The sequence below is a fragment of the Spongiactinospora rosea genome, from assembly GCF_003315795.1.
Taxonomy (GTDB): domain Bacteria; phylum Actinomycetota; class Actinomycetes; order Streptosporangiales; family Streptosporangiaceae; genus Spongiactinospora; species Spongiactinospora rosea.
This window is the reverse complement of the sequence record NZ_QMEY01000011.1, coordinates 22,956-49,308: the sequence shown is the minus strand read 5'-3', so window position 1 is coordinate 49,308 and position 26,353 is coordinate 22,956. Positions and strand designations below refer to the sequence as shown.

26 protein-coding genes are annotated in these 26,353 nt (G+C 71.5%); 13 read left to right on the top strand and 13 right to left on the bottom strand.

Going from position 1 to position 26,353, the window contains the following annotated elements; genetic code table 11:
* Nucleotides 1–138 precede the first annotated feature (138 nt).
* Nucleotides 139–987: a formyltetrahydrofolate deformylase gene (gene purU, locus DP939_RS24055; RefSeq protein WP_113983030.1), complete on the top strand. Its 849-nt coding sequence runs from the start codon at nt 139–141 to the stop codon at nt 985–987.
* Nucleotides 988–1,001: 14 nt separating this feature from the next.
* On the opposite strand, the gene DP939_RS24050 is transcribed toward purU, so the two are convergent.
* Complete coding sequence (locus DP939_RS24050) at nt 1,002–1,349, bottom strand: VOC family protein (RefSeq protein WP_113983029.1); 348 nt, start codon at nt 1,347–1,349, stop codon at nt 1,002–1,004.
* Between the two features lie 102 nt (nt 1,350–1,451).
* Nucleotides 1,452–2,060, bottom strand: a complete 609-nt coding sequence (locus DP939_RS24045) for a TetR/AcrR family transcriptional regulator (protein ID WP_113983028.1) — start codon at nt 2,058–2,060, stop codon at nt 1,452–1,454.
* A gap of 129 nt (nt 2,061–2,189) precedes the next feature.
* On the opposite strand from DP939_RS24045, the gene DP939_RS24040 reads away from it, so the two are divergent.
* Nucleotides 2,190–2,657, top strand: a complete 468-nt coding sequence (locus DP939_RS24040) for a hypothetical protein (RefSeq protein WP_113983027.1) — start codon at nt 2,190–2,192, stop codon at nt 2,655–2,657.
* Nucleotides 2,658–2,664: 7 nt separating this feature from the next.
* On the opposite strand, the gene DP939_RS24035 is transcribed toward DP939_RS24040, so the two are convergent.
* Nucleotides 2,665–3,507 carry an AraC family transcriptional regulator gene (locus DP939_RS24035; RefSeq protein WP_113983026.1) on the bottom strand — a complete coding sequence of 281 codons (843 nt, stop codon included), beginning with the start codon at nt 3,505–3,507 and terminating at the stop codon, nt 2,665–2,667.
* Nucleotides 3,508–3,510: 3 nt separating this feature from the next.
* Nucleotides 3,511–5,583: a prolyl oligopeptidase family serine peptidase gene (locus DP939_RS24030; protein WP_113983025.1), complete on the bottom strand. Its 2,073-nt coding sequence runs from the start codon at nt 5,581–5,583 to the stop codon at nt 3,511–3,513.
* A 343-nt stretch (nt 5,584–5,926) separates the two neighbouring features.
* On the opposite strand from DP939_RS24030, the gene DP939_RS24025 reads away from it, so the two are divergent.
* Both DP939_RS24025 and DP939_RS24020 read left to right on the top strand, forming a co-directional pair.
* A complete protein-coding gene (locus DP939_RS24025) occupies nt 5,927–6,436 on the top strand; it encodes an HNH endonuclease (RefSeq protein WP_113983024.1) in 510 nt (169 codons plus the stop codon).
* Between the two features lie 81 nt (nt 6,437–6,517).
* Nucleotides 6,518–6,730 carry an FmdB family zinc ribbon protein gene (locus DP939_RS24020; RefSeq protein WP_113983023.1) on the top strand — a complete coding sequence of 71 codons (213 nt, stop codon included), beginning with the start codon at nt 6,518–6,520 and terminating at the stop codon, nt 6,728–6,730.
* Between the two features lie 1,079 nt (nt 6,731–7,809).
* Here the strand turns inward: DP939_RS24020 and DP939_RS24010 are convergent.
* From DP939_RS24010 to DP939_RS24000, 3 genes are all read right to left on the bottom strand, one after another.
* A complete protein-coding gene (locus DP939_RS24010; RefSeq protein WP_225878464.1) occupies nt 7,810–8,301 on the bottom strand; it encodes a helix-turn-helix transcriptional regulator in 492 nt (163 codons plus the stop codon).
* Nucleotides 8,302–8,360: 59 nt separating this feature from the next.
* Nucleotides 8,361–10,199, bottom strand: a complete 1,839-nt coding sequence (gene ilvD, locus DP939_RS24005) for a dihydroxy-acid dehydratase (protein WP_113983020.1) — start codon at nt 10,197–10,199, stop codon at nt 8,361–8,363.
* Between the two features lie 297 nt (nt 10,200–10,496).
* Nucleotides 10,497–11,186: a nuclease-related domain-containing protein gene (locus DP939_RS24000; protein ID WP_225878463.1), complete on the bottom strand. Its 690-nt coding sequence runs from the start codon at nt 11,184–11,186 to the stop codon at nt 10,497–10,499.
* Nucleotides 11,187–11,535: 349 nt separating this feature from the next.
* Between DP939_RS24000 and DP939_RS23995 the strand changes: the two genes are divergently transcribed.
* Complete coding sequence (locus DP939_RS23995) at nt 11,536–11,838, top strand: hypothetical protein (RefSeq protein ID WP_113983018.1); 303 nt, start codon at nt 11,536–11,538, stop codon at nt 11,836–11,838.
* A gap of 19 nt (nt 11,839–11,857) precedes the next feature.
* Complete coding sequence (locus DP939_RS23990) at nt 11,858–12,220, top strand: TPM domain-containing protein (protein WP_113983187.1); 363 nt, start codon at nt 11,858–11,860, stop codon at nt 12,218–12,220.
* A gap of 13 nt (nt 12,221–12,233) precedes the next feature.
* Here the strand turns inward: DP939_RS23990 and DP939_RS47090 are convergent, their stop codons facing one another.
* Entirely contained in the window at nt 12,234–13,703 is a 1,470-nt protein-coding gene (locus tag DP939_RS47090; RefSeq protein ID WP_199565377.1) for a serine/threonine-protein kinase, read from the bottom strand.
* A 94-nt stretch (nt 13,704–13,797) separates the two neighbouring features.
* On the opposite strand from DP939_RS47090, the gene DP939_RS23980 reads away from it, so the two are divergent.
* Nucleotides 13,798–14,526, top strand: a complete 729-nt coding sequence (locus tag DP939_RS23980) for an FHA domain-containing protein (protein ID WP_199565376.1) — start codon at nt 13,798–13,800, stop codon at nt 14,524–14,526.
* Nucleotides 14,527–14,541: 15 nt separating this feature from the next.
* Here the strand turns inward: DP939_RS23980 and DP939_RS23975 are convergent, their stop codons facing one another.
* The 3 genes from DP939_RS23975 to pepN all read right to left on the bottom strand — a co-directional run bounded on the left by DP939_RS23975 (nt 14,542) and on the right by pepN (nt 19,671).
* The gene (locus tag DP939_RS23975) at nt 14,542–15,546 is read right to left on the bottom strand and encodes a hypothetical protein (protein ID WP_225878462.1); all 1,005 of its coding nucleotides are present in this window, start codon (nt 15,544–15,546) and stop codon (nt 14,542–14,544) included.
* Complete coding sequence (locus tag DP939_RS47085) at nt 15,522–16,901, bottom strand: serine/threonine-protein kinase (protein ID WP_199565375.1); 1,380 nt, start codon at nt 16,899–16,901, stop codon at nt 15,522–15,524. Before DP939_RS47085 ends, DP939_RS23975 begins: the two co-directional genes overlap by 25 nt.
* 193 nt (nt 16,902–17,094) lie before the next feature.
* Nucleotides 17,095–19,671 (bottom strand): aminopeptidase N, encoded by a 2,577-nt coding sequence (gene pepN / locus DP939_RS23960; RefSeq protein ID WP_113983016.1) that lies wholly within the window; start codon nt 19,669–19,671, stop codon nt 17,095–17,097.
* Nucleotides 19,672–19,919: 248 nt separating this feature from the next.
* Here pepN and DP939_RS23955 point away from each other — a divergent pair, with 248 nt between their 5' ends.
* Complete coding sequence (locus DP939_RS23955; RefSeq protein ID WP_113983015.1) at nt 19,920–21,326, top strand: aldehyde dehydrogenase family protein; 1,407 nt, start codon at nt 19,920–19,922, stop codon at nt 21,324–21,326.
* A 71-nt stretch (nt 21,327–21,397) separates the two neighbouring features.
* The gene (locus DP939_RS23950; RefSeq protein ID WP_113983014.1) at nt 21,398–21,829 is read left to right on the top strand and encodes a hypothetical protein; all 432 of its coding nucleotides are present in this window, start codon (nt 21,398–21,400) and stop codon (nt 21,827–21,829) included.
* A 14-nt stretch (nt 21,830–21,843) separates the two neighbouring features.
* Here DP939_RS23950 and def read toward each other — a convergent pair whose 3' ends face one another.
* Complete coding sequence (gene def, locus DP939_RS23945; RefSeq protein ID WP_113983013.1) at nt 21,844–22,332, bottom strand: peptide deformylase; 489 nt, start codon at nt 22,330–22,332, stop codon at nt 21,844–21,846.
* Nucleotides 22,333–22,424: 92 nt separating this feature from the next.
* Between def and DP939_RS23940 the strand changes: the two genes are divergently transcribed.
* Nucleotides 22,425–22,895, top strand: a complete 471-nt coding sequence (locus tag DP939_RS23940; RefSeq protein ID WP_113983012.1) for a ribose-5-phosphate isomerase — start codon at nt 22,425–22,427, stop codon at nt 22,893–22,895.
* Nucleotides 22,896–22,916: 21 nt separating this feature from the next.
* Here the strand turns inward: DP939_RS23940 and DP939_RS46285 are convergent, their stop codons facing one another.
* A complete protein-coding gene (locus DP939_RS46285) occupies nt 22,917–23,093 on the bottom strand; it encodes a hypothetical protein (protein WP_158578673.1) in 177 nt (58 codons plus the stop codon).
* 181 nt (nt 23,094–23,274) lie between these two features.
* On the opposite strand from DP939_RS46285, the gene DP939_RS23935 reads away from it, so the two are divergent.
* The 3 genes from DP939_RS23935 (at nt 23,275) to DP939_RS23925 (ending at nt 26,352) form a co-directional block, all read left to right on the top strand.
* A complete protein-coding gene (locus DP939_RS23935; RefSeq protein WP_113983011.1) occupies nt 23,275–24,390 on the top strand; it encodes a PP2C family protein-serine/threonine phosphatase in 1,116 nt (371 codons plus the stop codon).
* A 96-nt stretch (nt 24,391–24,486) separates the two neighbouring features.
* Nucleotides 24,487–25,797, top strand: coding sequence for a M50 family metallopeptidase (locus DP939_RS23930; protein ID WP_113983010.1), 1,311 nt, complete (start codon nt 24,487–24,489; stop codon nt 25,795–25,797).
* A gap of 42 nt (nt 25,798–25,839) precedes the next feature.
* Nucleotides 25,840–26,352 (top strand): MarR family winged helix-turn-helix transcriptional regulator, encoded by a 513-nt coding sequence (locus DP939_RS23925; RefSeq protein ID WP_225878461.1) that lies wholly within the window; start codon nt 25,840–25,842, stop codon nt 26,350–26,352.
* The last annotated feature ends 1 nt before the right edge of the window (nt 26,353 follow it).

The window sequence follows — 26,353 nt, the reverse complement described above, 5'->3', positions numbered from 1 at the left end:
GGCCCCCTTTGGCGGCGCAGGCGGTTTCTAGCCGCGGTTCTACCCGTAAATGGCCGAATTTCTCCGATCGGCCGGGGGACGGGCCGCATGCGCCCGCTGAGCACCGTAAACTCTGCCCGGAACCGGGAGGAGCGGACGATGACCGCGGAGTACGTGCTGACCCTGTCGTGCCCGGACCGCCCCGGGGTGGTGGCGGCGGTGTCCGGGCTGCTGGCGGGGCGCGGCTGCAACATCACCGAGAGCCAGCAGTACGGCGACCGCGTCGCCGACCGCTTCTTCATGCGCGTGCAGTTCCTGTCCGACCTGCCCGACGACGAGCTGCGCACGGCCTTCGCGGCGCTCGCGCCGGAGTTCGGGATGGAGATCAGGCTTCGCGACCTCGGGGTCAGGCCCAGGGCGCTGGTGCTGGTCAGCAAGCTCGGGCACTGCCTGAACGACCTGCTCTACCGGGTGCGGTCCGGGCTGCTGGACATCGAGATCGTCGCGGTGGCCTCCAACCACCCCGACCTGCGGCCGCTCACCCAGTCCTACGGGATCGACTACCACCACCTGCCGGTCACGCCGGATACCAAGCCGCGGCAGGAGGCGGAGATCCTGACGCTGGTCGAGCACTACCAGGCGGACATGGTGGTGCTGGCCCGGTACATGCAGGTGCTGTCGGAAGACCTCTGCGGGAAGCTGGCCGGGCAGGTGATCAACATCCACCACTCCTTCCTGCCGTCGTTCAAGGGGGCCAAGCCGTACCACCAGGCGTACTCCCGAGGGGTGAAGCTGATCGGCGCGACCGCCCACTACGTGACGCCCGACCTGGACGAGGGGCCGATCATCGAGCAGGAGGTCGCCCGGGTGAACCACACCCACTCGCCGGACGACCTGGCCGCCATCGGCCGCGACCTGGAGTGCCAGGCGCTGGCGAAGGCCGTCCGCTGGCACGCCGAGCAGCGCATCCTGCTGGACGGCCACAAGACCGTCATCTTCCCCCGCTGACCCTGCCGCCCTGCTCAGGGGCGGTAGGTGCCGAAGTACCAGTCGTTGCCGCCGGGGTCCTTGCAGGCGTACTCCCGCGAGCCGTACGGCTGGTCGGCGGGCTTCTGGGTGATCTTCGTACCGGCCGCCGCCACCCGGTCGTGGTGCGCGTCGGGATCGTCGATCGCGATGTAGATCCCCGGGCCGCCCGGCCTGCCCTGGCCGATCATGATCATCTCATCGCCGAGCACCAGCTCGGCGTGTGAGACCCGGCCGTCCTCTCCCTTCGCCACCGAGTGGGCCGAAAAGCCGATCACGTTCACCAGCCAGTCGACGGTCGCCTCCGGGTCTTCGCTGCGCGCCAGCGCGTAGATCGTGCGCATCGTGGTCCTCCCCTTTCTATGCTCGCCTGTGTCCTTTCCCACGATGGCTCGCACGAGGGTGGCCCGGCTTGGAAAAATCTGACCTGCCGGAACGCGCGTGGCTCAGGGGCGTGCCAGGCTGCCCAGCTCCGCCTCGAACAGGCGGGCCGGATCGAACTTCATCCCGGAGAAGTGCCCGGCCAGTTCCAGGGAGAGCACGCCGTGCACGCGCGTCCAGAAGCTCAGCGCCAGCCGCATCGCCGGGGGCGGCTCGGCCCTCCCGCCCTCCGCCTCGGTGAGGGGGCCGCAGGCGGCGAGCAGCACCGTCATGATCTCGTTGGCGATGTCGGTGATGTCGTCGGGCGCGTGGTAGCCGGGGATGGGCGTGCCGTAGATGAGCAGGTAGCGGTGCGGGTCGTCGAGCGCCCACCGGCGGATCGCGTGGCCGACGGCGGTGAGGTCGGGGCTGTCGGTGGCGGTGGCGGTGGCGGTGGCCCGGACGGTGTCGGCCAGGCTGCGGTAGGCGTCCCTGATCAGCTCGGTGATCAGGTCGTCGCGGCCGGCGAAGTAGCGGTAGAGGGCCGGGCCGCTCATCCCCATCTGCTTGGCGATCGCGTTGAGGGAGAGCGCGGACGCCCCCGCGGTGGCGATCTGCTCCCAGGCGCGTTCCTTGATCTCCGCGCGGACCTGCGAGCGGTAGCGTTCACGGGGCGATGTCCGGGGCTCGGTCATCGGCGCCCCTCCCTTCGGCTGTTAATGCTTATCACTGATCCTATTGCCTGTAACGAACTTTGCGCGACCCCCGGCTTCGATACCATCGTCGGGCCAAGGCGCGGACGCGACCCGGATCAGGTGACCCCCATGAGCGATGACGTCCTGTCGGTCATCCCGACCGACCCCTACTGGCAGCCCGCGCAGGCCGCCGCCGAACGCGCCACGGCGCTCGCCACCGCCCTCGCGCCCGGCAGGCGTGCCGGGCTTCCCCCGGACATCCAGGTCAACTGGCACGAGCGGCCCAATGTCGTGGACTGCGGGGCGTACCTGGAGTGGATCACCTGCCCGCACTGCTCGGGCATGCTCGACCCCGGATGGTGGACCGGCCTGGTGGAGGCCCACGCCACGCGCGGTTTCGACACCCTGGCGGCCGACCTGCCCTGCTGCGGCACCGCCTCGACGCTCGACACACTGAACTACCACTGGCCGTGCGGGTTCGCCCGCTTCGAGATCGCCATCTGGAACTCCGAGCGGGAGTCCTTCACCGACGACGAGCTGACCACGTTCGCCGAAGCGCTCGGGCACCCGGTACGCCAGATCGTGGCGCACATCTGACCGCGCCTTACCCGTCCGCCTCCGGGACGGCGAAGCCGTCCGCCCGGTGGGTCGCGAGCAGCCGGGCCGGGGCCGATCCGGCCATGGCACGAAAGTCGCGGTTCATGTGCGCCTGATCGAAGTATCCGGCCTCGGCCGCGACCTCGGCCAGCGAGGCCGCGGGCCCGGCGGGGGAGGTGAGGCGGCGCAGCGCGTGATCGAAGCGCAGTACGCGGGCGGCGGCCTTGGGCGGCAGGCCGACCTGGTCACGAAACCGCGCCAGCAGATGGCGGTGGCTCCAGCCCAGCCGGTCGGCCAGCTCGCCGACGCCCATCGAGCCGTGCGTGGCCAGCAGCCGGTCCCACGCCCAGGGGATCTGCGGGCCCGGCTCGGGGGCCGCGGCCAGGCGGCGGGTGAGCAGCCGGTCGAGCAGCGCCAGGCGTACGGGCCGGTCGGGGGCGTCCGCCAGCCGTTCGACCAGCTCCTCACCCCACCGGCCGAGCACGTCACCGAGCGGGACGATCCGGTTGGCCAGCTCGCTCATCGGCACGCCGAAGATCCGCCTGGCGCCCATCGGGGTCAGGTTGACCTGCACGCCCTCGGCGCTGCCCTGCGTCACCATGTCGGTGTAGGTGTCGGCCAGGCCGCCGGTGAACGACGCGAGCCGGTGAGGCGAGCCGGGCCTGCGCGGGTCGCGCAGGCCCAGGCGCTCGGTGAAGCCGATGATCAGCACCACCCCGCCGAACGGCGGCTGCCGCCGATGCAGCGGCACCGGGTGGTCCTCCCGGTAAGCGGTGAACTGCGTGACGTGGCGGCGTAGCGCCGGACCCGGCGTGCCCTCCAGCGCGGTCAGCCCGTCCGGCGCGGGCATGCGCTAACCCCCGCGCAGCCCGGTGTGCTCGGCCAGGAAGCTGAGCTGGTCGGCCGCGAGATCGACCGACTTGCTGACCGCCCTGGCCCCGTGCCCGACCTCGGTCTCGTTGCGCAGCAGGATCGGCCGCCCGGGGTCGGCCTGGGCGTGCTGCAGCGCGGCGCACATCTTCCACGCGTGCATCGGATGCACCCGCGTGTCGGACGCGAACACCGAGAACAGCGTCGCCGGGTAGGAGACGCCCTCGCGTACGTGATGGTAGGGGGAGTACGACCACAGCCAGGCGAACTCCTCCGCGACGTCGGCCGAGCCGTACTCGACGTTCCAGGTCGCGCCCAGCCCGAACCGCTCATAGCGGATCATGTCCAGCAGCGGGGCCGAGCAGACCACCGCCGCGTAGAGGTCGGGCCGCTGGGTGAGCGCCGCGCCCACCAGCAGGCCGCCGTTGGAACCGCCGGAGATGCCGAGCATGGCCGAGGTGGTGACGCCGGTGGCGATCAGGTGCTCGGCCGCGGCGTGCAGGTCTTCGTACACGCGCGGCTTGCCGGCCAGCATGCCCGCCCGGTGCCACTCCTCGCCCTGCTCGCCGCCGCCGCGAAGCTGCGCGATGGCGTAGACGCCACCCGCCTCCACCCAGGTCAGGATGCTCGCCGAGTAGCCCGGCGTCATGGAGATGCCGAAGCCGCCGTAGCCGTACAGGACCGTGGGGCGCGGGCCGGTGCCGGCGTCCGGGCGGGAGATCACCAGCATGTGCACCTCGGTGCCGTCGGCCGAGGTGTAGACGACCTGCTCGGTCGTGACCGGGGGCACCTCCACCGCCCCCGGCGAGGACGCCCACAGCGTCGTCCGGCCGGTGCGCGCGTCGTAGCGCTGGATGGTGGGCGGCGTGGTGTTGTCGGTGTAGCTGAACCACGCCTCGTGGCCGCCCTCCGGGCGCTCGATGATCGCCCCGATCGTGCCGAGCCCGGGGGTCGGCACGTCGCCGGTCTTCGCGCCGGTGGCGAGGTCGTGGACGGTGATCTCGCTGATCGCGTGCCTGGTCCAGCCGACCAGCATGACGGGGGAGCCCAGCTCGTCCAGGACGGCGTAGTCGGACAGCACCGCCTCAGGGTCCTCGGGGATGAGGTCGCGCCAGTGCTCGTGGCCCGGCCGCTGCGGATCGGTCACGCACACCCGGCCGCGCGGGGCGTCGCGGTCGGTGAAGACGTACAGCCGGCCGTCCCGGCCGAAGTGCAGCGACGTCTGCGCGTCCACGCCCTCCTGCACGGTGACCAGCGCGGGGCTCTCGGGGCGGGAGGCAGAAAGGTCGGCCACCCACAGGTCGTTGCGGGGCGCGGTGCCCCTGGACGCCGAGATCGTCAGCCACCGGCCGTCGCGGGAGACGCCGACGCCGTAGTAGTTGGTCTTCTCCATGCCGTGGCCGAAGATCTCGACGTCCTCGTCGCTCGGCGTGCCGACCTGGTGCAGGAAGACGCGGCGGTGGTACTGGTCCTCGCCCGCGGGGACCGCCGATGCGGGGAGCCTGCGCACGTAGTAGAACGCCTCGCCGCCGGGCAGCCAGGCGATCGGCGAGTAGCGGCAGCGGTCGATCGGGCCGTCGACCCGGTCACCGGACCCGATGTCCAGCACGTGGACGTTGGACTCCTCGTCGCCGCCGACCGAGATCTGGTAGGCGAGCAGCCGGCCCTCCTTGTCAGGCTGCCAGGAGTCGAGCGTGGTGAGGCCGGAGGGGTCGAGCGCCATGGGGTCGATCAGGACGCGTTCGGTGCCGTCGGGATCGACGGTGTACAGGACGGAGTGCTCCTGATCAGGTGTACGGCGCATGAAGAAACTGCGCTTCCCCCGCCACACCGGCACGCCGACCGACCCTGAACGCAGCAGCTCGGCGATCCGGGCGCGGAATGCGAGGCGTTTGTCAAGGGTCGCGGTGAACAGCGTCTGCTGCGCGTCCAGCCATTCCTTGGTGGCCGGGTCATCGGGGTCCTCCAGCCACCTGTAGGGATCGGGGACCCTGATGCCGTGCAGCTCCTCGGCCTGGTCGTCGCGGCGTGCGGGTGGGTACGGCAGTGGCGTCATGGACCGAACACTACATTCCCCCGGGGACACAAGCCGCTGATGATCGCTGATGGTGGCGAACCCATCCGTCCGCCGCATTGTGGACGGAGTAAAGAAGGGTCCGCGCGGGGATAAAACGGATCAGGTGACTCTCCTGACATTCGCGCCTGCTGTTATGGGGTGGCGGGGGAGCGGAGTGAAACGCCAGACTGGGTGGAGGACGGTGCCGTGGTGACCATCCGCTGGGCCGTCCGGCGGAGGTCCATGTGACGGAAGTAACCGGGCCCCAAGAGAGTGGGCCACAACGCGGGTCGTGCTGCGGTACGGCCCTTGACATGCCGCGCACAGCGAGAAGGGCCCGCTGATGCGCCAGGTCTTACTACTCAATGCCACCTTCGAGCCGCTGACCACCCTCTCACTGCACCGCGCGGTGGTCCTGGTGCTGCGCGAGAAGGCGGACGTCGTGCACCGTGATGGGCGGGGGGCCGTACTGCGTTCCGCCAGCCGCACGGTGGACGTGCCGTCGGTCATCAGGCTCAAGAGATATGTCCGTATCCCCTACCGGTCGCGGATTCCGCTCACCCGGGCGGCGCTGATGCGCCGCGACGACTACCGCTGCGCGTACTGCGGGCTGCGGGCCGAGACCATCGACCACGTCATTCCGCGCTCGCGGGGCGGCACGCACACATGGGAGAACTGCGTGGCGTCCTGCATGGCGTGCAACCATCGCAAGGCCGACAAGATGCTGGAGGAACTGGGGTGGAACCTTCGGGTCGCCCCGGTGGTGCCACGCGGCGCCCATTGGCGGCTGATCGGCGCCAAGCTGATCGGTGACCCGCAATGGGCGCCCTACCTCTCGGAGAACGCGGCCTGACGGCTCCGGACGCGCACACCGGCCCCACCCTTGGGGCCGGTGCTCGCGGTCGGGCGGCGGTGGTGCGATAACATCGCAGGCATGCCGCGTTATGAATATCGGTGCCGTGCCTGCGGGAGCACGTTCGAGATGTCCCGGCCGATGGCGCAGGCAGGCGACCCGGCCCGCTGCCCCCACGGCCACGACGACACCGTCAAACTCCTCTCCACCGTCGCCGTCACCGGCGGCTCCTCCACCCCCGCCCCAACCCCCCGCGCCGGCGGCGGCTGCTGCGGCGGAGGCTGCTGCTCCTGACCCCCCGCCCCCGGCCTGCGGCGTACAAGGTTCATGACCGCTGTCACGGCCCCAGGCCCAGCGGCGAATGCTGCTGCTCCTCCACCTGCGCCCGGGCACTGCTGCCTGTGTTGTACAGGCTCTGGGCACTGGCGCTATACCCGACTACGCCCGGCCCCTGTGACATCCGGGCCCATGACCGCTGCCGCGGCTCCGAGGTGGGCTGCTGTTCCTGACCGGCCCCGCCCCGGGGCGACATGTCACTGCCGACCTGTGTTCGCAGGCTCAGGGCGCTGGCGCTTTCTGAGCGTGCCGGGCTCTTGCGGCATCCGGGCCTATGACCGCTGTCGCGGCTGCGAGGTGGAGGCTGCTGCTCCTGAGCCGCCCCGCCCCCGGGTGACATGTCGCTGGCGTTCGGCACTGCCGACTTGTGTTCGCAGGCTCAGGGCGCTGGCGCTTTCTGACCGTGCCGGGCTCGATGGCGTCCCCACGAGTGGTGGAAATGCCGCCTGGCTCCGCGTTCCGGCGGACCGCCGTTGGCGGGCGCCGGGCACCGCCGTCGTGCGTCTCGCCGTTGCGGCGTCCGTGGTGGTGCGGCCGGGCGGTCATGATCCGGCGGACCACGGCCGTTCTTTCCGGTCCACGAGGTATGACCGTGATCACTGGGCTTTTACACCACTGGGTGGGACGCCATCCCGGGCTCTTGCGGCATCCGGGCCCATGACCGCTGCCGCGGCTCCGAGGTGGGCTGCTGTTCCTGACCGGTCCCGCCCCGGACGATATGTCACTCGCGCTCGGCACTACTGGCCTGTGTTGCCCGTGCTCCGGGCGCTGGCGCTGTTCCGGACCGGTGCCGCGGCCCCGAGGCCTGGGGCGAGGGCTGGCCCTGACTCGCCCTGGGCGACATGCCACCCGCGTCTGGCGTGTGTTCGCAGGCTCGGGTGCCGGTGCAACTGCTGACCCGTGCCCGGCCCCTGCCGCGTATGGCCTATGACCGGTGCCGCTGCTGCTCCTCGCCCTCGGGATGGTCGTTCTCTGACCCGCTCATGGGCCTCCGTGGCCGGCGGCCCATGAGCGGTACGTTCGGTACCCCTGCCCTGTCAGGCGGCCTTGTGGGGGCGGCGTTGGAAGGGGAGGAAGCGCTCGGCGAGGTGGGGGCGGGCCGGGAGGGTGGTGGGCTCGACGGCGATGATGCGGTCGAAGCGGAAGGCGCGGATGCCTCGCCTGAGCCGGCACATGCCCACCAGATACCAGTGGTCGCGGTGGACGAGGCACGTGACCGGGTCGACCTCTCTGACCGAGATGCGGTCGCCCGCGTCGCGGTAGTGGAGCCGGATCACGTGCCTGCCCGTGATGGCGTCGGCGATCAGCTTGGCCCTGGCCGCGGTGTCGGCGGGCAGGGGGGTCGTCAGGGTGGCGAGGGTGGCGGCGACGACGTCATCGTCGACGCCGAGGTGGTCGAACGCATGGCGCAGGCCGCGCCGTGCGGTCGTCGACTGCGGCCCGGCGCCCAGGTGCGCGAGCGAGAGGGCGAGCGCAGCGATCTCGGCGGCGTGCAGACTGCGAGAAGGTGCCTCCATGACGTTTGTCATACCCGAATTTTACCGTCCCCTACCGACATTTCTCGAACACAGCGTCGGTAGGGGCCCGTTCACCTGGAGAGTTGGGTGAGGTCGCGCGATGCTCCCGTGGAGGCTGATGTGGTGAGCGCCGCGTACGCCTGAAGCGCCACGCTGACCGGACGCCGCCGGTCGCGCGGGCGGTAGCCCTGCCGCTCGGCGAGCAGCCGCTCGCGGCGGGCCGCCAGCACGCCCTCGGGGACCTTGAGCTCCAGAATGCGGGAGGGGATGTCGATGTCGATCGTGTCGCCGTCCTCGACCAGCGCGATGATGCCGCCCTCGGCCGCCTCCGGGGAGGCGTGCCCGATGGACAGGCCGGAGGTGCCGCCGGAGAAGCGGCCGTCGGTGACCAGCGCGCAGACCTTGCCCAGGCCCTTGCCCTTCAGGAACGACGTCGGGTACAGCATCTCCTGCATGCCGGGGCCGCCCTTGGGGCCCTCGTAGCGGATCACCACGACGTCGCCGGCCTTGACCCGGTTGTTGAGGATGCCGTCGACGGCATCCTCCTGCGACTCGAAGACCACCGCCGGACCCGAGAACTTCCAGATCGACTCATCGACGCCCGCCGTCTTCACCACCGCGCCGTCCAGGGCCAGGTTGCCGTGCAGCACGGCCAGGCCGCCGTCGCGGGTGTAGGCGTGTTCGAGGTCGCGCACGCAGCCCTGGGCGCGGTCCAGGTCCAGTGAGTCCCAGCGGGCCTCCTGGGAGTAGGGCTTGACCGTGCGGACGTTGCCGGGGGCCGCGTGCCACAGCTCCATGGCCTCGGGCAGCACCGACGGCGACATCGGGTCCCACGCGTCGATGTAGTCGCCGAGCGTGGCGGACGAGATGGTCGGCACGTCGCGGTGCAGCAGCCCGGCGCGGTCCAGCTCGCCCAGGATGGCCGGGATGCCACCGGCCCGGTGGACGTCTTCGACGTGGTACTTCGCGGTGGCCGGGGCGACCTTGCACAGGCAGGGCACCCGCAGCGACAGCTCGTTGATCTCCTTGAGGCCGAAGTCGACCTCCGCCTCCCTGGCCGCCGCGAGCAGGTGCAGGATCGTGTTGGTGGAGCCGCCCATCGCGACGTCGAGCGCCATCGCGTTCTCGAACGCGTCACGCGTGGCGATGGCGCGCGGCAGCACGGTCTCGTCGTCCTGCTCGTAGTAGCGGCGCGCGAGGTCCACCACGGCGTGGCCGGCCCGCTCGAACAGCCCGCGCCGCGCGGCGTGCGTGGCCAGCGTGGTGCCGTTGCCGGGCAGGGCCAGGCCGATCGCCTCGGCCAGGCAGTTCATCGAGTTGGCGGTGAACATGCCGCTGCACGACCCGCAGGTCGGGCAGGCGTTCTCCTCCAGCTCCTGCAGCTCCTCGTCGGAGACCGAGTCGTCGGCGGCGGCGATCATCGGGTCGATGAGGTCGAGCTTGCGGCCGGGGGTCTTGCCGGCCTCCATCGGCCCTCCGGACACGAACACCGTCGGGATGTTGAGCCGGAACGCGGCCAGCAGCATCCCAGGGGTGATCTTGTCGCAGTTGGACACGCAGATCAGCGCGTCGGCGCAGTGCGCGTTGACCATGTACTCGACCGCGTCGGCGATCAGCTCCCGGCTGGGCAGCGAGTAGAGCATGCCGCCGTGGCCCATGGCGATGCCGTCGTCGACCGCGATGGTGTTGAACTCGCGCGGGATCGCGCCCGCCTCCCTGATCGCGCCGGCCACGACGTCGCCGACCTCGCGCAGGTGGACGTGCCCGGGGACGAACTGGGTGAAGCTGTTGGCCACCGCGACGATGGGCTTGCCGAAGTCGCTGCCCGCTACGCCGGTCGCCCGGAGCAGGGCCCGGGCACCGGCCATGTTTCTGCCGTGTGTGACCGTTCGCGACCTCAGCGGAGGCATGACGCATCTCCCATCGAAGAGGAACCTGCGAGAAAACAGGTGAGTCTTCAAATGGTACGGGGTGCGCCCGGTGCATGAGACGTCGTGTCCAAGCGTCGGACATGCTTTACGTCACCGCTGCACGGACATATCGCCGCATATGCGTCAGGGCGTACGAGAGCCACCGCGTGGCGCCTGTACCCGCCGGGCGCAGGTACGCACCCGGCGCGTCAAGATCCCGCACGCCCGCCGTACGGCCGGCGTGGCGGGACGAGGAGACGGGCGACCGCCGCCGGACCGGCGGGGGCCCGAGCCGCGTCAGCCCTCCGCGTAGCGCGGTGGCAGCACCTCCGCGGCCGCTTCGTAGATCTCACCGATCTCCTCGTCGGTGAGCGAGTGCTCCCGCTTGGTGATCCAGCGGCGCACCCGGCTGCCCTCGAAGACATCGACGTCGCGGATTGTGAGGATCTTCCATGGAATGGCCGGACCATAAATGGCCAGCGACGGCACCACGACCAGCTCCCTGCTCAGCTTCTCGCCGATCAGCTGGCTGGCCTGGGCCGCCTCCCAGGCCGCCTCGACAAGGCGCGGCTTCTGGGTGAACGGTCCGTGGAAGAGCTTCTTGCCCGACTGGACGCGCACGGGCAGCCGCTTGTCCCATTTCTCCGAGTCGACCGCGTACACCCCGGTCGGACCGATGACCAGATGGTCGATCTGGGCTTCGCTGCCGGGGATGGCACGGGCGTGCAGTGTGCGATAACCGCTCCGCTCCAGCTTCTTGAGCTGGGCTTCCGTGCGGCGCTCGGCGACGGAGGACCGTCGCCACGCGGGCACGGAGGAGGCGGATCGCGCGCGATAGACGGTGTCGGCGATCGCCGCGATCACCGCGCCGGTGACTCCCCAACGCCAATCGGACAGCAGGACGCCGAGCAGAATGCCGCCGAGGAGCGCGATCAGCGCCCGGCGCCTCAGCGGCCGGTACTTCGGCTCCTGCAGCAGACTGCGCAACGACGCACGCTCGATCGGAGCGAATGTCGAGGGAGCCGCGGTCGGGCGAGCCGACGACTGTGCCGGCCGGTCACTCACCCAAATTGGTGACTGTGTGTGACCGTCTTCTGGAACTTGGCCGAGATCCACGTAACTCACCGTAGCCGAGTCGCTAATAGGTTGCCTAGTCTTCCCTGGTTCACACTTTTGTGGCTGCCTTCGCCTGCTTGCCATGCCGAAAACCGGGTATCTATCCCTATCCTCTCTAGACAACTCCGGAGCCCGGGCATGCTCCGCCACGGCGATGGCGGCCACCGAATCGTGATCCTAACGCGTGGACGCGCCCCCGCCGGAGGGTTACGTTCAACGGATGGACGGCGCGATCGGGGTGCTGGGCCCCCTCATCGGGATCTCATCGGCCGCGTTCGTCGTGATCTCGCTGGTGGTGCTGCTGTCCGGCAAGGCGATGGGCGCGCGCGACTCCAGGAGAGAGATCGGCGGCCCGGTGTGGTTCGGCGGGCCGGGCGGCGGCGAGCACGGCGTCAGCGACTCCGGTGTGGTGCTGCTGGATCGGCGTCCGGCCTGGATCGACGTCCCCGACCACGACTGGCCCGCGCTCGCGAGGGCGGCCGAGCCCGGCCGGGCCTGCGGCGGGGCCTCGGCGGGCTGGTGAAGGGGGGCTGGTGAGCGTGATGCGCCGGTTGTCCATGCCCCAGGCCGACGACGTCCGCCAGGCCGTACGGCAGGCGGAGCGGCGTACGGGCCTGCGGTTCGCCGTCTACATCGGCCCGGCCCCGGCCGGGCCGCGCGACTACGCCGAGCGGCTGCACGCCGCGCTGGGCGAGGAGGCGCCGGGCGCGGTGCTGCTCTTCGTCGATCCCACGGCCCGCGGCCTGGAGATCGTCACCGGCGAACGCGCTCGCAGGCGCCTGCCCGACGCGCGCTGTCAGGCGGTCGCCCTGTCCATGGCCACCGCCTTCAGCGGCGGCGACCTGTCGGGCGGCGTGGTCTACGGCCTGAGCGCCCTCGCGCAGCACGCGGCCGGCTCCCGCTGAGGCCCCGCTGAACTCAGCGTGGCCGGTAGTCCTCCATGTACTTGGAGACCTTCCCCAGGTAGTCCCGCCACCGCTCGGGCACCCCGTTGTCGCGGTGCATCGGATCGACGCCGCTGCGGAACAGCCCGGCCAGGTTGAGCGCCGGGTCGCCCGGGATGTCCTCGATCTTGGGGCCGAGGCCGCACATGAAACGGCCCATGGACAGGATCGACAGCTCCGGGCCGAGCGGGGGAGACGGCTTGGGGCTCTGCAGGCCGCCGGGCTGCCAGTGCCACAGCACCGCGGGAGTCCAGCGGGCGATGCCGTACTCGTCGGCCGGACGGTCGGTGAGATCGGGGTCGAAGCCGGACTCCGCCTTCAGCATGGCCGCGATCAGCGAAGGGCTCAGACCGGGCTGCGCGCAGTGCGTGCCCGCCTGCACGATCAGCGAGCGGTACTCCCTGGGGATGTCGGAGTCGAGCCGCAGCCAGCGGCCCGCCGGGTCGCCCACGGTCTCGCTCCTGGTGGCGGCGGGCGTCGCGGACGCGGCCCCGCCCGCCGCCCGCGGGCTCTCCTGACCGCTCACGCTGACGGCCACCGCGGCGGCCACCGCCAGCGCGGCGACCGCGGCACCGCCGCCCAGCACCACCTTCCGGCGGCCGGCCGGGGCGCCCGGCTCGGGTGCGGGGGCCGGGGCGGCGGGGACCGGCGTGGGCGCCGCGCCGGGGATGGGGAGGGCGGCGAGGTAGGCGGCGGCGTCGGGCCAGCGTTGGTCGCGGTCCGGGCTGAGGGCGCGCATCACGGCCTCGTCGACCTCCGGCGGTACGCCGGGCCTGAGCGCGCTCGGCGGCACCCGCTCCTCGGGCCTGCCCGGCACCTGGCCCGTCAGCATGTGGTACGTCAGCGCGCCCAGCCCGTGCACGTCGGCCCGGGCGTCAGGGGCGCCGTCGAAGTGGAGTTGTTCCGGGGCCATGTACCCGGGCGACCCGGCGGGCAGCGTGAGCCCGGTCAGGTGGTCGGTGGACCGGGCGATGCCGAGGTCGGCCACCATCACCCGCTCGCCGCCGTGCGCGCGCGAGCGGAACAGCACGTTGGAGGGCTTGAGGTCGCGGTGGACGACGCCGATGCCGTGGAGTACCGCCACGCCCTGCGCGATCTCACCGATGAGCCGCAGCGCCTCCTCCACCGGCAGCGCCCCTTCGGAAAGGCGCTCCTGGAGGGTGCCCCGGTCGGCGTAGGTCATCACGAAGTAGGGTCTGCCGTCGTCGAGTTCGCCGATGTCGAAGACCTGGACCAGCCAGTGGGAGTCGGCCCTGCGCAGCAACCTGGCCTCTTGCAGGAACCGCCCGCGGACGTCGGGCTGCCGCGCCCAGTTGTCGGCGAGGATCTTCACCGCGACCGGCGAGCGCAGCTCGTCGTCGTGCGCCAGATGAACCGAGGCGAACCCGCCCACCCCGATGATCTGCTCGATCCGGTAGCGACCCGCGTAGGAAGGAGCGGTCATTCACCTCATCATTGCCGATGATCAAGAATTCGTCCACGCGCCCTGACATCTACCAGGTTGCCGATCGGCTGTGGCGAAGTAGGGTCCCCTACTGATGCGCAGCACGATCCTCATCCAGATGGCCGCCTCGCCGACCGCCGACCGGCCGTACTCCATGGAGCTCGCGCCCGGCGAGCACGCGTTCTTCGGCCGCGGCGCGCCCGGCTCGCCCGTGGACATCACGCTGGACGACCCGGCGGTGTCCCGGCGGGCGGGCGAGATCACCGCGATCGCCGACTACTGGCTGTTGTCCAACCTCAACACGACTAAGACGTACGTGGTGGACAACCCGGAGGGCGGCGGCGAGTTCGTGAAGATCCCGCCCGGCCGGATCGGGGCGCCGATCCCGTTCGAGTTCTCCCGGGTCAGCCTGCCCGCCGTGGACGGCACCGTGTCCTTCCTGGTCTTCGCGCCACAGCACGTGCACGCGCCGCCGGGCAGGGCCGAGGGCGGCACCGCCACCCAGGTCGCCTACCCGCTGGACCAGAACGCGAAGTACTTCAGGATCCTGGTCGCCCTGTGCGAGCCGCGGCTGCGCGACCCGGCCAGCTCCCGCATCCCGACCATCCCGGAGATCATGGAGCGGCTGCCGGGGCTGGGGCTGAGCCGCACCGCGGTCGGGTTCCACATCGGCTATCTGGCGGAGAAGAAGCTGCACGTCAAGGACCCGCACGGCGGGGAGGGCAAGGCCGACTGGCAGCGTCACGCGCTGGTCTCGCTGGCCCTCAGGTTCGATCTGGTCACCAGCGCCCACCTGGCCCTGCTGCCGGTGCCCGGCCGCTGAGGCGCGGGCGCGGCCTCACTCGGCGATCATGGCCGACAGGTGCGCGCTGATGTCGGCGAGCAGCGTGGCCGGCCGCACGGGGGCCGCGGCGACGGCGGAGAACAGCGACGGAAGGCCCGCGAGCGGGAACCCGTCGTCGTGGGTCGCCGTGCCGCCGATCGGGTTCTTGTCGAGCGCCGAGCGGCTGCGCTCCCAGGCGTCCAGCACCTCCTCGGCGGAGGGCACGCCGAATCCGTGGCCGACCGGGGCGGCGTGCCGCAGACGTACCAGCGGCGTGTCCGCGAACGCGAGCGCGACCTTGGCCCGCGCCGCGAGGTCGGCGCGGTCGTCCGGGGCCACCCAGTCCATCGCCGTGCAGGGGTTGCGGCACCGCGCCACGCAGGTGGCCAGCGCCCCGGCCACCTGGCTGTGCTGCCGGTCGAAGTAGGCCCGCCAGCCCTCGCCGGGCTCCACCGCGACCCGCAGAGTGCGGTTGAGCGCCGACTGCTCGGCCCTGGTGTGGTCGCACTCGCGGTCGCCGATGACGCCGAACCTGCTGCCGGGGGCCGCCAGCCCCGCGGGCCAGGCGGCCGGGTCGCCCGCGTGGCCGAGCGCCGGTTCGAACGCCAGCAGCGGCAGGTACTCCGCCGCGATGTGCACCGCCGCCGTCATCGGGCTCAGCTCCCGCCGCCGCCAGCGGACCGCGATCACCTCAAGCAGCAGGCCGTACGCGGGCACCAGCGTGGCCAGCGCCCCGCGCGGCTGCTCGCGCGGCGTTTGCGGCATGTGACAGCTCCGGGCACGCCTGCGCAGCTCCGCGGGCACGGCCCGCGCCTCGGCGGCGAAGTCCTCCGCGTCGAGTGACAGCAGCCGCTGCCCGAACTCGCACACGTCGGCGACCCGCTCGCCCTCCCGCTCGCCGAGAACGCGCGGCGCGAGCGCCCCGAGGTCGGCGAAGGCGTGCCGCTCGGCCAGCTCGATCAGCAGATCACGCGCGGAATCCAGGCGCGGCGGCGTCACGGGCAGGGCGCGCGGATGCACTGCTGCGGCGGCACCGGCTGGTCGGGGGGCGGCTCCTCGGAGGTCGGCAGGGTGCTCGGCTGTGGCTCGGGGTCGCCGGTCGTGGGCGGCGGATCGTCCGTCGGCTCCTGCGTCGGCTCCTCGGTCGGCTCCTGCGTCGGGTCTTCGGTCGGCTCCGCCGTGGGCTCCCCGGTGGGCTCTTCCTCGTTCGTCGGCCAGGGGGTCGGGGTCGCCGCGGGCCAGGTCTCCTTGACCTCCCTGGACCTGCGCTCGGCGGGCCTGCGCGGATGGTCGCTCGGCTCGTCGGCCACGGTGGCGCTCGGCACGACCTCGCGCACCTGCGACTCGACCGGCTCGGTGGACCCGGTGGTCTGCTGCATCCACACCATCGTCCCCAACGTCAGCGTGGCGACCACGGCCGCGGCGGCGCTGGCGAACATGGTCATCGCGCGCTTGCGGCGGCGGCCGCCGCCGGGGGCGGCCGGGAGGGCCGGAACGGTGTTCGCCTCGCGTGCGGCCGGTACGGGCCTGAGCGGCGGCACCGCCGTGGGGTCGTCGGCCGCGCGGCGGGCGGCCGCGGCCATCGCCGCGGCCGAGGGCCAGCGGTCGGCGGGTTCCTTGCTGAGCGCGCGCGTCACCACATGGCGCTGCGCGGCCGGGATCTCCGCGGGCAGCGCGGGCGGCTCGACATTGAGGTGCTTGACCAGGATCTGGACCGGCGTCTCGCCCTCGAACGGCATACGGCCGGTAAGGCACTGGTAGCCCACCACGCCCAGCGCGTAGATGTCGGCGGCCGGGGTGATCTCGCCCCCCGTGGCCTGTTCCGGCGCGCAGTAGCCGACCGAGCCGAGCACCATGCCCGTGCTGGTGAGCTGGTTGCCCGCCGCCGAGCGGGCGATCCCGAAGTCGGTGAGGGCCAGCCGCCCGTCCGCGCGCACCAGCAGGTTGCCCGGCTTGACGTCGCGGTGCACGATGCCCTGCTCGTGCGCGGCGGACAGCGCGTCGCCCGCCTCGGCGACCACCCGCATCGCGGTGGCCGGCGGCAGCGCGCCGCGGCGCAGCACGCGGTCCAGCGACTCGCCGTCCACGTGCTCCATCACCAGGTAGCTGACCTGGCTGCCGTCGGGCAGGGCGCAGGAGCCGTAGTCGTAGACGTCGACCACGCCGGGGTGGTGCAGGGTGGCCATCGCCCTGGCCTCGGCCAGGAACCGGGCCTCGAAGCCGGGATCTTCCATCAGCGCGGGTAGCAGGACCTTTACCGCCACCGTACGGCCGAGCAGCGCGTCGGTCGCCCGCCACACCTCGCCCATGCCGCCGCCACCGATGCGGTGTTCGAGCCGGTACCGCTCATCGAGCAGAGTCTCCGGTCCAAGCACGGCTCAACCCCCGGAATTGAGTGCCCCCAAAAGGATCCTGTCAGCGAGGAATCCCGACAAACGTCAAGCCAAGAGGTTATCAGCAGCTCGTCGATCATCGACGACGATCGGCCCACGGACGTGGGCCGATCGCCGGGAATCCGCCGGGAACGGCCAGGGCCGCGCGCGAATCCGCCGGAGGGGCGTACGGGGGTCAGGCCACCGTCGCCGCGGCGGCGTCCTTGGCGCGGGCCCGCAGCGCGCGGCTGATCCCGTCGGCTCCTTCGAGGAGCAGGCGGCGCAGCGCGTGCGGCGGGTCGTTGGACGCGATGTACTCGTTGGTCCGCTCCACCGTGTGCTCGTCGATGAGCAGCGCGGGGAAGCAGCCGACCACGAAGTTCTGGGCCATGTCGGAGGTCCAGCTCTTCCAGATGCGGCCGACCTCGGAGAGGTAGCGCTCGGCGTACGGGACCAGCAGCGCAGTGTGGTGCGGGTCCATGAAGCCGACGATCGTCGAGCGCAGCAGCGCGCCGCTCAGCTCGCCCGCGACGATGCGGTCCCAGCAGGCGGCCTTGGCCTCGGCGGTCGGGATCGCGGCCCGGCACAGCGCGGCCGAGCGCTCGCCGGTGGCGGTGGCGTCGCGGCGCAGTTCGGACTCGATCTCGGCCTCGCCGAGCACGCCGCCGGAGACCAGCGCGTGGATGAGCGTCCAGCGCAGGTCGGTGTCCACGGTCAGGCCCGCGGGCACCGAGCGGCCCTCCAGGATGTCGCGCAGGTATTCGAGCTCGCCGTCGGAGGTGGCCACCGCGGCGAACGCGTTGACGTAGGCGAGCTGGTGGTCCGAGCCCGGGTCGGCGGAGCCGATCAGGTCGCGCAGCCGCGAGGCCAGCTCGTCCAGGCCGGTGACCCGCCAGGCCGGGTCGGCGTACTGCTGCACGGTCAGCCGCGCCTGGCGCAGCACGCTCTGCGCGACCGTGATGTCCTTGATCGAGGTGACCCCCGAGCAGACCAGCTTGACGTAGTCGCGGGCCGCCAGCTCGGCGTCGCGCGTCATGTCCCAGGCCGCCGACCAGCAAAGGGCCCGCGGCAGCGAGTCGGCGAAGCAGGAGATGCCGCCCTCGACCAGCGTGCGCAGCGACCCCTCGTCCAGGCGGATCTTGGCGTAGGTCAGGTCGTCGTCGTTGAGCAGCACCAGGTCGGGCCGGGCCACGCCGGAAAGCTCCGGTACGGCGGTGCGGGCGCCCACCACGTCCAGCTCGACCCGCTTGGTACGCCGCAACACGCCGTTGTCGAGCGAGTAGAGACCGACCGCGACGCGGTGCGAGCGCAGCGTCGGATGCTCCGGCGGAGCCTCCTGCAGCACCTCGAACCGGGTGAACCTGCCCTCGTCGTCGGTGGTGAACTCGGGGCGCAGCGTGTTGACCCACGAGGTCTCCAGCCACTCCTTGGACCACGAGGTGAGGTCGCGGCCGGAGGTGCGCTCCAGCGCCGACAGCAGGTCCGACAGGGTGGTGTTGCCCCACGCGTGCTCGTTGAAGTAGTCGCGCACCCCGGCCAGGAAGTTGTCCAGGCCCACGTAGGCGACGAGCTGCTTGAGCACCGACGCGCCCTTGGCGTAGGTGATGCCGTCGAAGTTGACCTCGACCGCCTGCATGTCCACGATGTCGGCGGCGATCGGGTGGGTGGAGGGGAGCTGGTCCTGGCGGTAGGCCCAGGACTTCTCCACGTTGGCGAAGGTCGTCCAGGCGCCCTGCCCCCACCGGGTGGCCTCGGCCTGGCACAGCACCGACATGTAGGTGGCGAACGACTCGTTCAGCCACAGGTCGTCCCACCAGCGCATGGTGACCAGGTCGCCGAACCACATGTGCGCCATCTCGTGCAGGATCGTCTCCGCGCGGCGCTCGACCGTCGCGTCGGTGACCCGCGATCGGAAGACGTAGTCCTCCAGGAAGGTCACGCACGCCGCGTTCTCCATCGCGCCCGCGTTGAACTCAGGCACGAAGAGCTGGTCGTACTTCCCGAACGGGTAACGGATGCCGAAGACCCGGTGGAAGAAGTCGAAGCCCTGCTTGGTGACCTCGAACAGGTTGTCAGGGTCGAGATGTTGGGCGATCGAGGACCGGCAGTAGATGCCCAGTGGGATGCCATCATGCTCGTCGGTGACTTTGTGGTATGGCCCCGCGACCAGCGCGGTGATGTAGGTGGAAATGACCGGGGTGGGCGGGAAGTGCCAGCGCCTGGACGCCTGCAGGGTGCCGTGCCTGCCGTGGTGTTCGGGCAGCTCCTCGGGCTCCTCGGCGGCGGCGTTGGACACGACCTCCCAGTCGCCGGGCGCGAGCACGGTCAGCTCGAAGGTGGCCTTCAGGTCGGGCTGGTCGAAGCAGGCGTACATCCGGTGGGCGTCGGCCGTCTCGAACTGCGTGTGCAGATAGACCTTCGAGTCCACCGGGTCGACGAACCGGTGCAGCCCCTCGCCGGTGCGCATGTAGGCGCAGTCGGCGTCGACCACCAGCTCGTTCTCCGCGGCCAGACCGGGCAGCGGGAAACGGCCGCGCTCGGCGTCGTAGCCGGACACGTCGAGGTCGGCGCCGTTGAGCACGACCCGCCGTACGTGCGCTCCCGCCAGGTCGATGAAGGTCTCGCCACCGGGCCGCGCCGCGGCGAACCTCACCGTGGTGACGCTCTCGAACCGCTCCTCGCCCTCCGTGAGGTCCAGCTCGACCGTGTAGGAATGGACCTTCAGCAGCCGGGCGCGCTCCCGGGCCTCGTCACGGGTGAGATTGCCTGCCACATGCACTCCTCTTTACACGCCTTGACGCAGCGTCATCACACGGTACTCGCCCGCCCTACTGCGGACGGATGTTCTGAATCCTGCCACGACGGTGGAGGAATGTCGCACCAGGAAGATCGGGTCATGTCAGGTTGACATGCCCTATCGCGATAGGGGAAGGGCGTCCCTGACTGAGCGTGTTCCCGGCCTTCTGTCCACAAGCCGCCGATCCGCTCGCGAATCGACACGGCTCGCGCCAGGATGGGGCCATGCGCCACCTGTATGTGAACGGAACCTGGGTGCCATCGGCCTCGGCCGAGGGCATCGACGTCGTCGACCCGGCCACCGAAGAGGTGATCGACCGGGTGCCCGCTGGGTCGCCCGACGACGTGGAGGTGGCGGTGGGCGCGGCGCGCGAGGCGTTCGGCGCCTGGTCGGCAACCCCGGCGGCCGAGCGCGGCAAACTCCTGGCCAGGGCCGCGGAGCTGGTCGAGGAGCGCGCCGAGCGGATCGCCCGGATCATCGCGACCGACCTGGGCGCGCCGTACGGGATCGCGCTGAAGGTGCACACGCAGATGCCCGCGGGGGTGCTCGCCTCCTTCGCGCGGCTCGCCGAGACCTACGACTTCGACGGCGAGCGGGTCGGCAACTCCCGGGTGCTCAAGGAGCCCGCCGGCGTCGTCGGCGCGATCACGCCATGGAACTACCCGCTGCACCAGGTCGTGTGCAAGGTCGCCCCCGCGCTCGCCGCCGGATGCACGGTGGTGCTGAAGCCCAGCGAGGTCGCCCCGCTGGCGGCGTACGCGCTGGCCGAGGTCTTCGACGAGGCGGGGCTGCCGCCGGGCGTGTTCAACATGGTCGGCGGCCTGGGGCCGGTGGTGGGGGAGGCGATCGCCGCCCACCCGGAGATCGACATGGTGTCGTTCACCGGCTCCACGCGCGCCGGGCGCAGGGTCGCGGCGCTGGCGGCCGAGACGGTCAAGCGGGTGGCCCTGGAGCTGGGCGGCAAGTCGGCCTGCGTGATCCTGCCGGACGCCGATCTGGGCGCGGCGGTCAAGGCGGCCGTGGCGGGGGCGTACATCAACTCCGGGCAGACGTGCTCGGCGCTGACCCGCATGATCGTCCACCGCGACCGGTACGACGAGGCCGTGGGCCTGGCGGTTGAGGCGGCGGCCCGGTACACGGTGGGCGACCCCTTCGCGGAGGGCACCAGGCTCGGCCCGCTGGTCTCGGCGGCGCAGCGCGAGCGGGTGGTCCGCTACATCAACCGCGGACAGGAGGAGGGCGCGCGGCTGGTGGCGGGCGGCACCGAACGGCCCCTCGACGTGGGCTACTACGTCTCGCCGACGGTCTTCGCCGGCGTCGCCCCCGGGATGACCATCGAGCAGGAGGAGATCTTCGGCCCGGTCATCTCGATGATCCCCTACGTCCAGGAGGACGAGGCGGTGGAGATCGCCAACGGCACCCCGTACGGCCTGTCGGGCGCGGTCTGGGCGGGCTCCGAGGCGCGCGCGGTGGAGGTCGCGCGCAGGCTGCGCACCGGGCAGGTCGCGATCAACGGCGGCAGGTTCAACCCGATGGCGCCGTTCGGCGGCTACAAGCACTCCGGGGTCGGGCGCGAGCTGGGCACCTACGGCCTGGAGGAGTACCTGGAGATCAAGGCGCTGCATCTCTGACCCGGCGGGGCATTGCCCGGGCGTCCCGGTTGGGAGAGCCTGGACGTGCGGCCGGGTGAGGGAGGTGCCGAGTGCGCCGGGTGAGCGCCTTCGACGTTGTGGTGATGGCGTGCGGGCTGGCGCTGATCGCGCTCGCCGCCCAGAATCTCGGGCCCGCGCTGGCCGCCGCCAGGGGCGACGGCACGCCGGGCACGTTCACCGCGGCCCAGGTGGAGTGCATCTCGCACCCGGGGCACGAGCAGTGCACGTGGATGGGGGAGTTCCGCTCCGACGACGGCACGGTACGCCGTGCCGGCATCGGGTTCTACGGCAGCGACCGGGCGATGTTCGCCCCGGGGCGGCACTCACGTGCGTTCGACACCGGACGGCCCGGCCACGTCTACGGGCCGGGCGGGTCCAACGAGTGGATCGTGGTCGCGCTGCTGATGGCGGCGGGCGCGGCGCTGGCGGCCTGGCCGCTGGTACGGCGGCGCGGGCGCGCCCGGCAGTTGCAGGAGAGCTGACGTCGGCGGGCTGCTCAGCCCGCCTTGAGCAGCACCCGGCGCGCGGCGTCCTTGGGCAGCCGGTCAACGTACAGCAGGCCGTCGAGATGGTCGGTCTCGTGCTGGAAGCAGCGGGCCAGCGGCCCGCGGGCGCGCAGGCTGATCGGGCGGCCCAGCCGGTCCACCCCGGTGACGCTGACGCCCGAGGCCCGGGAGGTCGGCGCGTACAGCGGGGTGCGGGTGGCGCGGTCGGGCACCGACAGGCAGCCCTCCTCGTCCACCATCGGCTCGGGGTCGTCGACCGTCAGCTCGGGGTTGATGACGTGCCCCTTGCGGCCCGCGATGTCGTAGACGAACAGCCGCCGCGACACCCCGATCTGCGGTCCGGCCAGGCCGACGCCGTCCACCGCGTACATCGCGGCGAACATCTCGTCGATGAGCCGGCGAAGGTCGCGGTCGAACACGGTGACCGGTTCGGCGGGCGTGCGCAGGACCGGGTCGCCGATCAGCCGGATGTCACGCATCAGTGCTCCTGTAAGGGACGGAAGGGGCAAGCGTCTCTTACTCTACCGGGATCGCCGTCCGCCGCGGCCGGTGAACCTGCCAGACTGGGGCGGTGCGTGTCTACATCGCTGCCGACCATGCCGGCCATGACCTGAAGAACCATCTGTCCTCCTGGCTGAAGGAGCACGGCCACGAGGTGATCGACTGCGGGCCGTTCGTCTACGACGCCGAGGACGACTACCCGACCTTCGTGCTGCGCGCGGCCGAGGGGGTGGCGGGCGACCCCGGCAGCCTGGGCGTCGTGATCGGCGGCTCGGGCAACGGCGAGCAGATCGCCGCCAACAAGGTGCGCGGCATCCGTGCGGCGCTGGCCTGGAGCGAGGACACCGCGCGGCTCGCCCGCCAGCACAACGACGCCAACATCGTCAGCCTCGGTGCGCGCATGCACACCGAGGAGGAGGCGACCAGGTTCGTCGAGGTCTTCCTGGGCACCGTCTTCTCCGGCGAGCCCCGGCACAGCAGGCGCATCGCCCAGATCGACGCCTACGAGACCATCGGCCAGCTTCCTTCGCTGCCCGCCTGAGCCACGCCCGGGGCGCGCCGGCTACTGGTCGCGCCGTGGGTCCCGCTGGTCGTCCCGGCCGCGGCGCGCCTCGCGCCGCGGCGTCTCATCGCGCAGCGGACGCCGGTCGGCCCCCTCCTGCTGCTCCTTGGAGGGGCGGGACACATCGCGCGCCCGCATCGCGGTGATCGCGGTGATCTGGAGGCTTTGCAACGCCATACCCGAACCCTAGAACACCCGGCCCCGATACGGGCGGGATCGCCGTCGGGGGCGGGGCGCGGCGCATGGCGAAACGGCTGATTCTGATCTCCTATCAGCCGTTTCGCACCTCCTAGGTGATCAAGGTCTTGGTCAAGTGGGCTGCCCAAGTGGGCCGTCGCCCGATACAGTCGAGCGCATCATGAGTTCCCGACCGGCGCCGCTGATTCCTCCGCGGCTCCGTGCGGTCCTGGTCCGTGTGCCGTTTCTGGTTCGCATCGTGCGTTTCGCACGGCGCGGCCCGCTGGCTCGCGATCGCAACCTGCTCATCACCCTGTGCGTGGTCGCGCTGGTGATCGGCGGACTGGCCGCCCGGGTGTCCACGGAGTGGTTCTCCCCATCGCTGCTCATCCTGGTGACGCTGATCGGCGGCCTGCAGTTACGCCTGCGCAGCCTCACCGTGCTGATCCTCGCGGTGGTGGTGGCGCTGGGCTTCGTCGCGGTGGTCCACGGGCAGCGGCACGTGGGCCCGGGCCTGCTGGTCACGATGGGCTTCACCAGCGTGCTCGCGGCGTTGATGTCACGGACCCGCGGCAAGCTCGGCGTGCAGGGCCTGCGCGGCGACGCCATGCTGCTGGAGCTTCGCGACCGGCTCAAGAGCCAGAGCGAGCTGCCCGCGCTGCCCCGCGACTGGGGCGCCAAGGTGGTGCTCAAGCAGGCGGGCGGCTCGTCGTTCGGCGGCGACTTCGTGGTGTCCATGCGCGAGGCCGACCGGCTGGAGCTGGCCCTGGTGGACGTCTCCGGCAAGGGCGTGGACGCGGGCACCCGGGCGCTGCTGCTGTCCGGCGCGTTCGGCGGCCTGCTCGGCTCGGTGCCCGACTTCCTGCCCGCGTGCAACACCTACCTGCACCGCCAGCGCGAGGGTGAGGGTTTCGTCACCGCCGTCCACCTCAGCCTGGACCTGTCCAGCGGCGCGTACGTGATCACCTCGGCCGGGCACCCGCCCGTGGTGAAGTTCGAGGCGGGCAGCGGGGCCTGGAAGGTGGCCAGTGCCAAGGGCGTGGTCCTCGGCGTGGTGCCCGACCTGCACTGCGAGGCCGACAGCGGGGTGCTGCGCAAGGGCGACGCGCTGTTGCTCTACACCGACGGGCTGATCGAGCAGCCGGGCCGGGACATCGACGCCGGGCTCGACCGGCTGCTCGGCGAGGCCGAACGACTGCTCGCCACGGGCTATCGGGAAGGGGCTCGGACCCTGGTCAACGCGATGTCCTCGGGACACAACGACGACTGCGCGCTGGTGCTCATCTGGCGTCCGTGAGCCTTGTGCACCGAACGGGCTGCCTAGGGCGTGATTCGGTTAGCCTAAGAGGCAGGTCCTGTTCTGGTCCACATCGCTTACGGCACCGGGGGTTTCATGGAGCTCTGGCTGAGCATCGCCGGATTCCTCATCTTCCTCGTGGGGCTGATGATCTCCATCGGCCTGCACGAGATCGGCCACCTGGTGCCGGCCAAGCGCTTCGGTGTGCGGGTTCCGCAGTACATGATCGGCTTCGGGCCGACCATGTGGTCCCGGCGCAAGGGCGAGACCGAGTACGGCATCAAGTGGATCCCGATGGGCGGCTACATCCGCATGATCGGGATGCTGCCGCCCCGGCCGTCCGACGACCCGAGCAAGCTGCGCGAGACCTCCACCGGCATGTTCCAGGGCCTGGTGGACAACGCCAGGGACGCGGCGCTGGAGGAGATCCGTCCCGGCGACGAGCACCGCGTGTTCTACCGCAAGCCGTGGTGGCAGAAGGTCATCATCATGGCCGGCGGCCCCGCGATGAACTTCGTGCTGGCCTTCGTGCTGTTCGCGGTGCTGCTGATGGGCTTCGGGGTGCGGGTCAGCCAGCCCGTGGTCGACTTCGTAACGGAGTGCGCGAAGTCCGAGGCCGCGTTCAAACAGGACTCCAAGTGCGGCCCTGGAGACAAGCCGAGCCCCGCGGCGGCGGCCCAGCTGCGGCCGGGCGACCGGATCGTCGCGGTGGACGGCAAGCGGGTCGCCGACTGGGAGGCCGCCTCGCGGGCGATCCGCTCCTCGGGCGGCGGCCCGGCCACGATCGGCATCGAGCGCGCGGGCCGCCCGCTCACCGTGACCGCGAATCTCATCCCCCAGGACCGCGAGAGCCTGGACGAGCCCGGCAAGATCGACAAGGGCGTCGGCTTCCTCGGCGTCAGCCCGGTCATCACGATGGAACGCCAGAGCATCGGCGCGGTCGGCGTCTACATGGGAAACCTGACCACGGCCACGGCGGGCGCGCTGCTCCGGCTGCCGGAGAAGATGGTCGGCGTGTGGGAGGCCGCGTTCTCCGGTGAGAAGCGCGACCCCAACGGCCCGATCGGCATCGTCGGGGCGGGCCGCATCGGCGGCGAGATCGCCGCCTCCGAGGCGCCGGTGCTCGACAAGATCGCCTTCTTCGTCCAGCTGCTGGCCGGGTTCAACCTGGCGATCGGCGTGTTCAACCTGCTCCCGCTGCTGCCGATGGACGGTGGGCACGTCGCGGGGGCGCTGTGGGAGGGCGTGAAGCGCGGGTTCGCCCGGCTCACCCGGCGGCCCACCCCTGGCTACGTGGACATCGCCAAGCTGCTGCCGCTAACGTACGGCGTGGCGGCGGTCATGGTCGTGATGGCGGTCCTGCTGGTGTACGCCGACGTGGTCAACCCGGTCCGCCTGGCGGGATGAGCTTATATGTAGGCTACATACAAATGGTGGTAGCCTGAGGGCGTGGAAGCACAGCGGACCGCGCCCGGTGTCGCGATCGACGTCGCCCTGTTCCGGCTGCGCCGGATGTGGGCCAGGCCGCTTCGCGCGCGCAAGGCCGGAGACCCGGCCCGCCCCATCCAGATGTCCAACGTGATGGTCGTCGGCGCGGTGTCCCGGCTCGGGCAGGAGTCCGCCGAGGTGACCGTCGGCAATGTCGCCGAGCACATGGACGTCGACCCTTCCACCGCCAGCCGGCTGGTGAACGACGCCATCGCGGCGGGCTTCGTGGAGCGCGAGCCGTCCCAGATCGACGCGCGAAGGGTCAGGCTGGTCCCGAGCGCGGCGGGGCGGCGCGTCCTCGACGCCGTCACCCGCCACCGCCGGGCCTACCTGGACAGCCTGATGGCCGACTGGAGCGAGGAGGACCGCGCGACCTTCGCGCGGCTGATCACCTGCTTCGCGGAGGCGGCCGGAGCCCGCCCCACCGACCCGGCCCGCCTCGACCGCGTGATCGCCGAGGCCCTGGCCGGGTAAG